Origin of the sequence: Pseudomonas weihenstephanensis, assembly GCF_016812185.1 — a bacterium.
Lineage (GTDB): Bacteria > Pseudomonadota > Gammaproteobacteria > Pseudomonadales > Pseudomonadaceae > Aquipseudomonas > Aquipseudomonas weihenstephanensis.
Map to the genome: position 1 here is coordinate 1,349,709 of NZ_JAAEBV010000001.1, position 12,693 is coordinate 1,362,401.

Annotated in this window: 7 protein-coding genes; 4 read left to right on the forward strand and 3 right to left on the reverse strand. The window is 59.4% G+C overall.

The features are described 5' to 3' along the window. The first annotated feature begins 74 nt into the window (after window positions 1-74). The 3 genes from GYN01_RS06115 to GYN01_RS06125 all read left to right on the forward strand — a co-directional run bounded on the left by GYN01_RS06115 (window position 75) and on the right by GYN01_RS06125 (window position 5,559). The gene (locus tag GYN01_RS06115; RefSeq protein ID WP_203306729.1) at window positions 75-2,387 is read left to right on the forward strand and encodes a TonB-dependent receptor; all 2,313 of its coding nucleotides are present in this window, start codon (window positions 75-77) and stop codon (window positions 2,385-2,387) included. 134 nt (window positions 2,388-2,521) lie between these two features. Further along, on the forward strand, window positions 2,522-5,056 hold the full coding sequence (locus GYN01_RS06120) for a PepSY domain-containing protein (protein WP_203306730.1): 2,535 nt from the start codon (window positions 2,522-2,524) through the stop codon (window positions 5,054-5,056). 95 nt (window positions 5,057-5,151) lie between these two features. After that, on the forward strand, window positions 5,152-5,559 hold the full coding sequence (locus GYN01_RS06125; protein ID WP_203306731.1) for an endonuclease domain-containing protein: 408 nt from the start codon (window positions 5,152-5,154) through the stop codon (window positions 5,557-5,559). A 245-nt stretch (window positions 5,560-5,804) separates the two neighbouring features. Here GYN01_RS06125 and GYN01_RS06130 read toward each other — a convergent pair whose 3' ends face one another. From GYN01_RS06130 to ptsP, 3 genes are read right to left on the reverse strand one after another with little or no spacing between them, the layout of a single operon-like run. Beyond that, window positions 5,805-7,541, reverse strand: a complete 1,737-nt coding sequence (locus GYN01_RS06130; protein WP_048401333.1) for a PTS fructose-like transporter subunit IIB — start codon at window positions 7,539-7,541, stop codon at window positions 5,805-5,807. An 11-nt stretch (window positions 7,542-7,552) separates the two neighbouring features. Continuing rightward, entirely contained in the window at window positions 7,553-8,494 is a 942-nt protein-coding gene (gene pfkB, locus GYN01_RS06135; protein WP_203306732.1) for a 1-phosphofructokinase, read from the reverse strand. Beyond that, entirely contained in the window at window positions 8,494-11,355 is a 2,862-nt protein-coding gene (gene ptsP, locus GYN01_RS06140) for a phosphoenolpyruvate--protein phosphotransferase (protein WP_203306733.1), read from the reverse strand. Before ptsP ends, pfkB begins: the two co-directional genes overlap by 1 nt. Before the next feature lie 341 nt (window positions 11,356-11,696). On the opposite strand from ptsP, the gene cra reads away from it, so the two are divergent. Further along, window positions 11,697-12,692 carry a catabolite repressor/activator gene (gene cra, locus GYN01_RS06145; protein ID WP_048401339.1) on the forward strand — a complete coding sequence of 332 codons (996 nt, stop codon included), beginning with the start codon at window positions 11,697-11,699 and terminating at the stop codon, window positions 12,690-12,692. The last annotated feature ends 1 nt before the right edge of the window (window position 12,693 follow it).

The following is a 12,693-nucleotide window of genomic DNA, read 5'->3' on the forward strand; positions in this document are numbered from 1 at the left end:
ATTGCTCTCAATTGATACAAGGAATTGTTTGCACTATATTTCGCGGCTCAAATTCTGGGGGAAGGGATCTTCACATGTCGCGCCAACCAATAAAAATACCTGTCAGCTCACCGCGCTTACTGGCGTCGGCCATCGGTGTAGCAATCACCGCAACCTCTGCTGCACACATGGCACAGGCGGCTGAAAGCACCGAAAGCAAAACACAGAGCAACAGTATTTCCCTGGGCGCGACCACGGTGACGGGTGAGCAGCAAGCACAGTCGTATCAGGTTGAAAAAGCCAATTCACCTAAGTACACCGCTCCGCTGATCGACACCCCGCGTTCGATCACCGTGATCCCTCAACAGTTGATTAAAGATACAGCCGCCACGTCGCTGCAAGATGCCTTACGCACTGTACCGGGCGTGACCTTCGGCGCAGGCGAAGGCGGCAACCCGCAGGGCGACCGTCCGTTCATTCGCGGTTTTGACGCCCAGGGCGACACCTACCTCGATGGCGTGCGTGACACCGGCGCGCAGAGTCGCGAAATTTTCGCCGTTGAGAACATTGAAGTCGCTAAAGGCCCTAACTCGGCCTTCGGTGGTCGCGGCGCAGCCGGCGGCACCATCAATATGGTGAGCAAAAAAGCCCACCTGGGTAACTCGTTCGATGCCGGTTACACCTGGGGCTCAGATCAGACTCAACGCTATACCCTGGACGGTAACTACCAATTCAGCGACACCGTGGCCGGGCGTTTGAACTTGATGAGCCACGAAAGCAACGTTGCCGGTCGTGACAACGTCAACTATGACCGCTGGGGTATCGCACCGTCGCTGGCCTTCGGCTTGGGCACCGACACCCGCGTCAACGTTGACTACTACCACATGGAAAGTAACGACCTGCCGGACTCGGGCATTCCTTATGGTTACTCCGTAGGTAAAAGCCATACAGCAGCCAGCCCGGATAAACCGAACAACGGGGGTGACAGCACCAACTTCTACGGTTTGACTGATCGTGATTTCCGCAAAACACGCACCGATATATCTACGATTGCCTTTGAACATGATTTCAATGACAGCCTGACCGTCAAGAACACACTGCGTCACGGCAACAGCATGCAGGACTACATTCTTACTCAGCCGGATGACAGCAAGGGCAACGTCAACAATGGCAGTGTGTGGCGTCGGGCCAATACCCGCGTGGGTAATACGGCCACCACCACCAATCAGACTGACCTGTTCGGTGATGTGTATATCGCAGGCTTCAAGAACAGTTTTTCCACTGGCGTGGAACTGAGCCGCGAAACGAGTGAAAGATCGACCTATAGCGTTGATACCAATACCAAAGGCGCAAACGCCACTACCTGTAATCCAGCCTTGATCGGATCTCCTAGCGGTTACAACTGCACATCCCTAGGCAACCCAACACCGAATGACCCATGGAACGGTGCCATCTCGCGTAACTACGACGGCACCAACACCTCAAGCACCACTCGTGCCATTTATGCGATGAACACACTTGAACTGTCGCCTGAGTGGCTGCTCAACATGGGCCTGCGATACGACCATTTTGAGACGAAGTACAAAACTCACGGAGTCGATTCCAAAACCAAGGCGCCCGTGACCTACAAAGGCGCAGATACCAGCGACTTCTTCTCCGGCCAGTTGGGCTTAGTGTGGAAGGTGCAGCCTAATGGCAGCATCTACGTTTCTTACGCTACATCGGCCACACCGCCAGGCTCGATGTTAGGTGAAGGGATGGAAAGCAACTCACTGACTGGATCGCCCGAGCGCAGCGGCGCGTTCGCCAGCAGCGATCTGGAACCCGAGGAAACTACAAATTACGAAATTGGCACTAAGTGGGACATCCTCAACGACCGCCTGTCTCTGACCGCTGCGATTTTCCGCACCGAGAAAGAGAACACCCGCGTTCAAGTCGATACCACATCATATGAAAACGCCGGTAAAACCCGTGTTGACGGTCTTGAGTTGTCGGCAAGTGGCAAGATCACCGAACAATGGCAAGTTTTCGCAGGCTACAGCTACCTGGATGCCAAACAGCAGGATGGAGGCCCGTTGAACAAGGCCAATGATGGCAACAAGTTGCCTAACACCCCACGCAACAGCGCCAGCCTGTGGACCACTTACGCTGTCACGCCAAAATTGACCATTGGTGGCGGAGCATTCTACGTGGATGAAGTTTTCGGTAGCACTGCCAACTCGACATACGTACCGTCCTATACCCGCTACGACGCAATGGCCAGTTACAAGCTGACCAAAAACGTCGACCTGCAACTGAACGTGCAAAACCTGACCGACAAGACGTACTACGACAAAGCTTTCTCGACTCACTTCGCTAACCAAGCGCCGGGCCGTACCGCCTTGTTGACCACCAGCTTCCACTTCTAAGTACACGTTAGACACACAAAGCCCCGCCCATCCAATGGCCGGGGCTTTTGTGTGAAAGCCTCAGGGCTTGACGTTGATGACGTCAGGCCTGTGGCGTAAAACACGCATTCAATTGAACAAGCAAGGCGGCCGTTGTGTTCAAGAAAACACTGTTTCAGTTGCACTGGTTTTTCGGGATAACCGCCGGGCTAGTGCTGGCCCTGATGGGCATCACCGGTGCGACCGTGTCGTTTCAGGACGAGCTGCTGAACCTGCTCAACCCCTCGGTACTCAAGGTCCAAAAGCTCAACAGCGGCGTATTGCCGCCCGCCGAACTGGTACGCAGAGTCGAAGCCCGCGAAGGCAAGCACGTGTCGATGCTGTGGGTGGGCGTTGACAGCGACAGTGCCGCCCGCGTGTTCTTCACCCCTCCACCGGGCGAGCGGCGCGGCCAACTGCGCTATGTCGACCCCTACACCGGCGCCTATCAAGGCGATGCCACAGGCCAGGATTTCTTCGGCCTGATGCTGCAATTGCACCGTTTTCTGGCCATCGGCCAAACCGGTCGCCAGATCACAGGCGCGTGCACCTTGATGCTGATTTTCTTCTGCCTCTCGGGCTTGTACCTGCGCTGGCCGCGTCAGGCGCTGAACTGGCGCGCGTGGCTCACACTGGACTGGGCGAAAAAAGGCCGCAGTTTCAACTGGGATTTGCACGCGGTGGCGGGCACCTGGTGCCTGATCTTTTACCTGCTGGCGGCACTCACCGGCCTGTCATGGTCCTACGAGTGGTACAACAAAGGCCTGCAACGGCTGTTTTCAGACGCCCCCCACGGTGAGCAACGCAAAGGCGGTCGCGGCCAACCCGGCCCGGCGGGCCCCGCGCCCATCGCCGATTACGCTGCGATCTGGGCCAGCATCCAAAAAGCCGCAGGCCCCGAGCTGAGCCTGTACAACGTGCGCATGCCGCCAGCGGCAGGCCAGCCCGCGACGGTTTTCTACCTGCGCACAGACTCACCCCATGAGCGGGCCTTCAACCAGATCGTGCTCGACCCCGCGACCGGCGTGGTCAAAAAACATGAGCGCTACGATGACAAAAGCTACAAGGCGCAGTTGCTGACCAGCATTTACGCCCTGCACGTGGGCAGTTACTGGGGCCTGACCGGGCGCATTCTGGTCACCGCCGCCAGCCTGACCATGCCGCTGTTCTTTATTACCGGCTGGTTACTGTACCTGGACCGTCGTCGCAAAAAGCGTCACGTCAAACAGGCGCGCCAAGGTTTTACAGAGCTGCGCAGCGATGCGCCTTCATGGTTGATCGGCTTCGCCAGCCAGAGCGGCTTTGCCGAGCAACTGGCCTGGCAAACCGCCGGGCAATTGCAGGCATCCGGCTTGCCTGTTCGGGTGCAGCCGCTGTCAGCGTTGACTGAAGATGACGTGCAAAACGCCAGCAACGCGCTGTTTGTGGTCAGCACTTTTGGCGACGGGGAAGCGCCGGACAGCGCCCGCGGATTTGAGCGCAAGGTTGTGGGCCAACCCTTGGCCTTAAATGGCCTCACTTATGGCGTACTGGCCTTGGGGGATCGCCAATACCCCGACTTCTGCGGTTTTGCCACCCGTATAGAACAGTGGCTAAACGAGCGCGGCGCACAGTCTTTGTTCAGCCCGGTGCACGTCGACAACGGCGATACCTTGGCACTGCAACAATGGCAGCAGCAACTGAGCCAGCTCACCGGTGGCGCGCCCAGCACGCCATGGCAGGCCCCGCGTTACAGCAACTGGACGCTGGAACAGCGAGATCGGCTCAACCCCGGCAGCCTCGGTTCCAGCGCGTACCTGCTGGGGCTTAGCACACCCGACAACAGCCACACGTGGCAGGCGGGTGATTTGGTCGAAGTCCTGCCACGCCAATGCGCCTGGGCGGTAGAGCACTTTCTCGACGGCCTGGGCCTTGAGCCGCACAGCATGGTGCAACTCGACGGGCTGCGTGAAACCCTGGCACAAGCACTCGCCAGTCGCCAACTGCCCGAGAACCGTGGGCATTTGGTGGGCCTGCACGCCCAGGCATTGGTCGATGCGCTCATCCCCTTGAGCATGCGCGAATACTCCATTGCGTCGATTCCTGAAGACGGAGTGCTGCAATTGATCGTGCGCCAAGAGCGGCATGCCGATGGCAGCCTGGGCATTGGCTCGGGTTGGCTGACCGAACATGCACCCGTGGGTTCAAGCATCCATTTGCGACTGCGGCGCAACAGTGGCTTCCACTTGCCCGAGCAATCGTGCCCCCTGATTTTGCTGGGCAATGGCACCGGACTGGCCGGGTTGCGCAGTCTGTTAAAGGCACGGATTAGCGAAGGGATACAGGACAACTGGCTGTTCTTCGGCGAGCGCAACGCTGCCCATGATTTCTATTGCCGCGAAGAGTTGCAAGGCTGGCTGGCCAACGGGGATCTGGCGCGGCTGGACTTGGCCTTTTCGCGTGATCAAGCGCACAAAGTGTATGTACAAGACCGTCTGCGCGAATCGGCGGATGAAGTGCGGCGCTGGCTGGCGCAGGGCGCAGCTATTTATATCTGCGGCAGCTTGCAAGGCATGGCAGCGGGTGTGGATCAGGCGTTGATCGACATACTGGGTGCCGAGGCGCTGGAGCACCTGATTGAACAAGGGCGTTATCGTCGGGATGTGTACTGATACGTGCTGGCAACATCGGTTAATCATTGAGGCCAACGCGGGTTGGTCGCCGTTCTAGGCTGAGTCAGACATCCACCTTCACACGGACGTGAAGCATGACGCTGCCCCGCCCTACCTCTAAGCAACGTCAACTGGCCAGACGCTTGCGCGGCGATCAAACCGATTGCGAATTGCGCCTCTGGCAACAACTGCGGGCCAGGCAACTGCTGGACGTGAAGTTTCGCCGTCAGCATCCTTGCCCGCCTTATGTGCTCGACTTTTATTGTGTGCAACTGCAACTGGCCATTGAGCTGGATGGCAGTCAGCATCTGCTGCCTGAGGCAGTGACTTATGACCTGCGCCGCAGCCGGTATTTGCAGAGTCTGGGGATCACTGTGCTGAGGTTTGACAATCTGCAAGTGATTGACGAGATGGAGGGTGTTTTGCACGTCATATTTCTGGAGGTTCAGCGCAGGCTCCAAGACCCTCACCCTAACCCTCTCCCAAAGGGAGAGGGGACTTGATTGGGGGTGGGCTTGAAATCTCCAGTGTTCATGGGGCTTGATTGGGGCCGGGAGTGAAATCTCCAGGGTTCATGGGGCTTGATTGGGGTGGGCTTGAGATCTCGGTGCTAGCCTTCGCTCATCCTGGCCCCTTCCACAGAGAGTCGGCGTTGGTGGGCGTCAGCACTGAATGCATACATTTCAAGCCTCAATACATCTCAAGCCCCCTCTCCCTCCGGGAGAGGGTTGGGGTGAGGGCAAGCGGTTCAAGCCTTGGCCGTCTCCAGTGCGATATCCGCCGGTTCAGGCCGTTTAATCACGGCATACACCACCGCCGTCAGCACACTGCCCGCCACAATGGCCAGTAAATACAACAACGCATGGTTAATTGCATTGGGGATCAACATCACAAACAATCCGCCGTGCGGCGCCATTAATTTGCAGCCGAAGTACATCGACAACGCACCGGTCAATGCACCGCCCACCACACTGGCCGGGATCACCCGCAACGGGTCTTTGGCTGCAAACGGGATCGCGCCTTCAGAGATAAAGCACAACCCCAGCACCATCGCCGCTTTACCCGCCTCCCGCTCGGTTTGCGCAAATTTACGCCGGGCGATCAATGTGGCAATGCCCAAACCAATCGGCGGCACCATGCCCGCGGCCATTGTCGCCGCCATCGGTGCATAACTTTGCGACGCCAACAGCCCCACTGAAAACGCATACGCCGCTTTGTTAATCGGCCCGCCCAAGTCGACGCACATCATCGCGCCCAGCAGCACGCCCAACAAAATAGCGTTGGTGGTGCCCATGCTGTCCAGAAAGTGGGTCAGCCCTTCAAGCATGCCCGCCACCGGTTTACCCACCACGTAGATCATCACCAAGCCCGTAAACAGGCTGGCGAACAGCGGGATGATCAGAATCGGTTTTAATGCCTCAAGACTTTGCGGCAAGCGCGCATAACGGTTGATCGCTTTGGCGCAATAACCGGCGATAAAACCGGCAATGATCCCGCCAATAAAACCCGCGCCCAAGGTGCTGGCCAGCAGGCCGCCAATCATCCCCGGCGCAAGGCCCGGACGGTCAGCAATCGAGTAGGCGATGTATCCCGCGAGCAACGGCACCATCAGTTTGAATGCCGCATCGCCGCCGATCTGCATTAACGCTGCCGCCAAAGTGCCGGGCTCTTTATACGCCGTGATACCAAACACAAATGACAACGCGATCAGCAGCCCACCCGCCACCACCATCGGCAACATGAACGACACGCCAGTCAGCAGGTGCTTATACACACCTGTCTTCTCAGATTTGACCGTGCCCGAAGCCCCCGTGGCAGCCGATTCTTGCTGCCCCTCGCTGAGGGCTTTTTTCAGCGTGGCTTCCGATTGCTTGAGCGCGATACCAGTGCCACAGCGATAGATCTTCTTGCCGGCAAAACGCTCGGTCGGCACTTCAATGTCCGCCGCCAGCAACACCACGTCAGCCTCGCTGATGGCCTGGGCGCTCAGCGGGTTACGTGCGCCCACCGAACCCTGGGTTTCGACTTGCAAGTCATAGCCCAGGCGCTTGGCCGTTTGTTGCAAGGCTTCGGCGGCCATGAAGGTATGCGCCACGCCCGTGGGACACGCCGTGACCGCGACAATTTTGGGCGCGCGGGCAGGCGCCGCGTCCTCGACCACCGCGTCAGCAGCGGCGTACACCTGGGCTTCTTCCACGCCCCGGCGCAATACCCCCTCTACATCTTGCAGGGCCTGGGCCGGGGTGCTTTGAAAGACGCGTTTACCGATAAAGCGCTGCATGTCCAGCGGCGTACTGCTCACCACCAGTACCCACTCGGCTTCATCGATCACCGCTGCCGATAATTGGCGCTCAGGGTGCTTGGGGTCATGCACTTCAACGCTGGTGCTCCAACCTTGACGTTGCGCAGCAGCGTCAAGCAACCGGGCACACAGCACGCTGGTCACCATGCCGTTGGGGCAGCCCGTCACAATGGCTAATTTCATGTCCTTGCCTCTTATTCTTCTGTCAGGGAGCGCACGCGCACGCCGCTTTCGAGCGTCGCCAAGTGCGCCGCATCGCTGATACCAAAACCAATCTGGGTGACCGCCATGGCCGCAATCGCCGTGGCGGTGCGCACGGTCTGTTCCGGGGTATGCCCGCTGAGCAGGCCATGCAGCATGCCCGCCAACAGTGAGTCACCGGCGCCCACGGTGCTGGCGACGCTGACCTTGGGCGGCAAGGCGTGAAGTGCCTGACCGTGGCTAAACCAGTTCACACCGTCAGCCCCCTGGGAAATCACCACATGCTCAACGCCTTGCGCTTGCAAACGCGCAGCGGCGGCCACTTGGGATTCAAGGCTGCTGATGTCACAGCCCAGGGCATCGCTGAGTTCTTCGGTGTTGGGCTTGATCAGCCACGGCCCTGCGCTCAAGCCTTGTTTCAAGGCTTCGCCGCTGGTGTCCAGAATCACTTTCAAGCCCATCGCCTTGAGCCGCAGCAGCAAGTGATGCAACCACTGCGCACTGACACCTCGCGGCAAACTGCCCGCCACCACCACCGCGTCATGACTGGCAGCGATCTGGTCGATTTTGTCGATCAGCGCTTGCTGGGCGAATTCACTGACCAGCGGGCCTGGGCCGTTCACGTCAGTGACGCGACCATCGTCTTCGGCCAGTTTGATGTTGCTGCGGATTTCACCCGGCACCCGAATGAAGGCGTCGACAAACCCTCGACGGGCAAACAGGGCGTTGAAAGGCTGTTGATTATCCTCGCCGAGAAAGCCGCTGACGGTCAGCGTGTGGCCAAGATCGGCCAGCACTTGCGCGACGTTGATGCCCTTGCCCGCCGCGTGGGTCAACAGGGCCTGGCTGCGGTTGACTTCGCCGGGCTGCAACTGCGCCACACGCACGGTCAAATCCAGCGCCGGGTTCAGCGTAAGGGTCAGAATTTTGGCCATTAGAGCGCTTCCACCAATGCACGAACTTCATCCGGGCTGCCCACACTTAACGCGTCGGCGGCCAGGGTTTTAAGGCGATCCATGCTCAACTCTCGCACCCGCGCTTTGACTTCCGGGATGCTGCGGGCCGAGACGCTCAATTCATCCACGCCCAACCCCACCAGCACGGGAACGGCCAGCGGGTCTGCCGCCAACTCGCCACACACCCCCACCCATTTACCGTGGGCATGGGCCGCACGCACGGTGATGTCGATCAGTTGCAACACCGCCGGGTGCAAGCCATCGGCCTGCGCCGACAGGGTCGGGTGACCACGGTCGATGGCCAGGGTGTATTGCGTCAGGTCGTTGGTGCCGACGCTGAAAAAATCCACCTCTTTGGCCAGCACCGGAGCCAGCAACGCGGCCGAAGGCACCTCGATCATGATCCCCAGCTGCAAGTCGGCCACGGGGATTTCCTGGCGCAGACGTTCGGTCATGTCCCGCGCTGCACGCCATTCTGCGACGCTGCCGACCATCGGGAACATGATGCGCAGCGGGCGGTTGTCTGCCGAACGCAGCAAGGCACGCAACTGGCCTTCCATCACCTGCGGGCGTTGCAGCGTGAGGCGAATACCACGCACGCCCAAAAACGGGTTTTCTTCTTTATCAATCGGCCAGTACGGCAGCGGCTTGTCACCGCCCACGTCCAGAGTGCGCACCACCAAAGGGCGACCGTCGAGACCGTCGAGCACGCGGCGATATTCGGCCTCTTGCGTGGCTTCATCCGGCGCTTGGGAATGGGCCATGAAAATCAGTTCGGTGCGCAGCAAACCGATGCCTTCGGCGCCCTGCTCGACGGCATTGGCCACGCCCTTGCTCTCGCCGATGTTGGCAAACACCTCGACCGCATGACCGTCGCGGGTCACCGCAGGCGCGTGACGCAATGCACTGGCGGCCTGCAAGCGTTGTTCGCGGCTGTCACGCTCTTGCGTGGCGCGCTGTAACGCGTCGGCGTCCGGGGCAACGTGCAGGCGGCCACGCTGGCCATCTATCAGTAGCTGGGTGCCTGGCGCGAGCAACAGCACCGCGTCCCCCGCACCGACCAGCGCCGGGATGCCCAAGGCACGGGCGACAATGGCGCTGTGGGCCGTGGCCCCGCCGCGGGCGGTCAAAATACCCGCGACCCGGGCTGGATCAAGGCGCGCCACATCAGAGGGACCCACCTCATCCATCACCAGCACATAAGGCTGCTCGGGTTCGGCTGGCGTTTCGATGCCACACAGTTGGGCCAGCACACGGCGGCCGATGTCGCGTAAATCGGCGGCACGCTCGGCCAGCAACGCATCCTGCAACGACTCCTGTTGACGCGCCGCCGCTTCGATCACCGACATCCACGCCGCTTCTGCGCTTTCGCCTTGCTTCAAACGGTTGTCGACTTCATCGCTCAGCTCGGGATCGTCGAGCATTTCCTGATGGGTAATAAAAATCTCGCGGATGGCTTTGGACGGGCTGCGTTGAATCAGACCTTCAATGTCCTGTCGCACCTGAGCCAATGCGTTGTGCAAGCGCTCGCGCTCCACCACTGATGACTCGCCGCGCAGCGGGTAGTCGAAGGTTTGTAACACCTGGATATGCGCTGGCCCCACGGCGATGCCAGGTGCTGCCGCGATGGCGTGAATGACGCTGCCAGCCGCCGGGGCGCTGATGACTTGCGCAATGTCGGCAACGGTCGGGGCCGCTTCGCTGACCGCAGGCAACGGTTCAACGTCTTCGCCCAGACCCTCTTCTATCGCCGCTAAAATCGCCGGTAACGCGTCGTCGGCCACGCTCGGTTCGGCCACAAATTCGAGCACTTGCCCACGCCGAGCGCCCAGGCTCAGCAGTTTGCTCAAGCTCTTGGCCGATACTGGCGACTCATGGCCGCCGACGATGCTGACGCGAATGTCACCGTCAAAACGCTTGGCCAACTGCGCAAGGATTTTTGCCGGGCGCGCATGCAGCCCGTGGGCGTTGGCCAAGGTGATGCGGGCACTTGGCCAGTCAGCGGGCAGTTCGCCGCCCAACACTTCAAGCACGGCACGCCGACTGGTGGCACTGCCCAGTTCGTGACCGCGCCCCTCAATCAGCAAGGCGCACAAGCGTTCAAGCAGTGCCTGATGCGCCTCACCCAGACTGGCCAGGCAGAATAGGCCACTGAGCGGTTTGCCCAGGTAGCGGATCGGTTTATCGGGCGTGACGAACGCCAACCCCGGACGCTTGACCGTTTGCTCGCTGTGCAACCACCACAGGCCGTCGCCCAGCGGCAGCGCTTCAACTTGTTGCAATACGGCGGCAAAGCCATTGCTTACGCAATCGGCCTGGCGCAATAAACGGGCACCGCGCCACACCAACTCTTCAAAGTCATCTGCCGACACACCCAGGCCAATCATTTGCGCATCGAGCGCCAGCTCTTGCGGTGCGCCTTGCAACAGTTTGAGCAAGGCTTCAGCGGAACTGGCGCGACGCAGGGCTTCGCCCAGATCGGTTTCACCCAAGGCACGGGTCAACAGTTGCAATAAACGCAGGTGTTCATCGGACTTGGCGGCAATGCCAATCGCCAGATAGACCATTTGCCCATCGCCCCAGTCCACACCTTCGGGAAACTGCAACAAACGCACACCGGTGGTGAACACCAGGTCGCGGGTGTCGGGGGTGCCATGAGGGATGGCAATGCCCTGCCCCAGAAAAGTCGAACCTTGAGCCTCACGCGCTCGCAAACCGTCCAGATAGCCCTCGGCCACCAACCCGTCGGCGACCAGCTTATCGGCGAGTAATTGCAACGCAGCAGACTTATCCACAGCCGATTGGCCCATGGATATCTGCTCTATGGTGAGCTCAAGCATGCGTTCTCCTTATCCGGCGCTCCGTGGCACCCGGTATTGTTTTGAATTTAATCAGCTTAGGCCGCCCGCCCCTCACTAGGTCACCCGATGTGTGGCAAGCACATCCATACAGGGGCTTACGGCTACAAAACACGCTTGCTGAAACGTTTAATCATGAATGTGCGGCACGTTACTGCATAATCGCTCGCGCTTGAAGCCCAACCTGTCGCATTGATCAGCGTCATGTGGACGACGCTGCAAAAAAATACAGTAGCAATAAGGCAGACGATGGTCGGCTGCCTTTATCGGGTAGGATTGGCCAGAATGTCGACATGTACTATAAAAAATAAGGAATTATCGGCGTGAAGCTCAGCGATATCGCTCAACTGGCAGGTGTTTCCGTGACCACCGCCAGCTATGTCATCAATGGCAAAGCTGAACAGCAACGCATCAGCAGCACGACGGTGGAGCGCGTACGCGCGGTGGTCGAGGCGCATGGTTTCACCCCTAACCCGCAGGCCGCAGGTTTGCGCAGCCGGCATACCCGCACACTGGGTTTTATCCTGCCCGACCTTGAAAACCCCAGTTACGCGCGCATTGCCAAGCAACTCGAACAAGGTGCCCGCGCCCGTGGGTATCAATTGCTGATCGCCAGCTCCGACGACGCTCCCGACAGCGAACGCCAACTGCTCAAGCTGTTCCGCGCCCGACGATGCGACGCCTTGTTTGTGGCCAGTTGCCTGCCAGCAGAAGACGACAGTTACCGTCAACTGCAAGACCTGGGCATGCCCATTATCGCGATTGACCGCACGATGCAGCCCGAACGGTTTTGCTCGGTGATCAGTGATGACTGTGAAGCCAGCCTGCAGCTGACCCGTAGTGTGTTAAAGCCCATGCCACGGCAAATCGCCCTGATCGGCGCGCGCCCGGAACTGAGCGTGAGTCAGGCACGGGCGGCGGGTTTCAAGCAGGCGCTGGAAGGTTTTGAAGGCGACGTACTGATTGAGCATGGCACCGCGTTCAGCCGCGAATGCGGGCGACGCATGATTGATGATTTGCTGGCACGCCTGGGGCATTTTCCTGAAGCGCTGGTCACAACCTCTTACGTGCTGCTGCAAGGGATGTTTGATGCCTTGCTCGATCACCCGGAGCACAAAGCACCTACGCGTCTCGCCACCTTCGGCGACACGCAGTTGCTGGACTTCTTGCCCTTACCGGTGAATGCCATGGGCCAACAGCATCAGTTGATCGCCGAAACGGCACTCAATCTCGCTCTGGCCGCCATTGAAGAACAACGTTACGCACCCGGCATCCACGCCATTGCACGTAATTTCAAACAGCGTATTGATCAGGTTTAAG

What these genes read in the sequence shown, in the direction of transcription:
- GYN01_RS06115 (WP_203306729.1), top strand. Translation starts at nt 75, where the DNA reads ATGTCGCGCCAACCAATAAAAATACCTGTCAGCTCACCGCGCTTACTG.
- GYN01_RS06125 (WP_203306731.1), top strand. Translation starts at nt 5,152, where the DNA reads ATGACGCTGCCCCGCCCTACCTCTAAGCAACGTCAACTGGCCAGACGC.
- GYN01_RS06130 (WP_048401333.1), bottom strand. Translation starts at nt 7,541, where the DNA reads ATGAAATTAGCCATTGTGACGGGCTGCCCCAACGGCATGGTGACCAGC.
- pfkB (WP_203306732.1), bottom strand. Translation starts at nt 8,494, where the DNA reads ATGGCCAAAATTCTGACCCTTACGCTGAACCCGGCGCTGGATTTGACC.
- ptsP (WP_203306733.1), bottom strand. Translation starts at nt 11,355, where the DNA reads ATGCTTGAGCTCACCATAGAGCAGATATCCATGGGCCAATCGGCTGTG.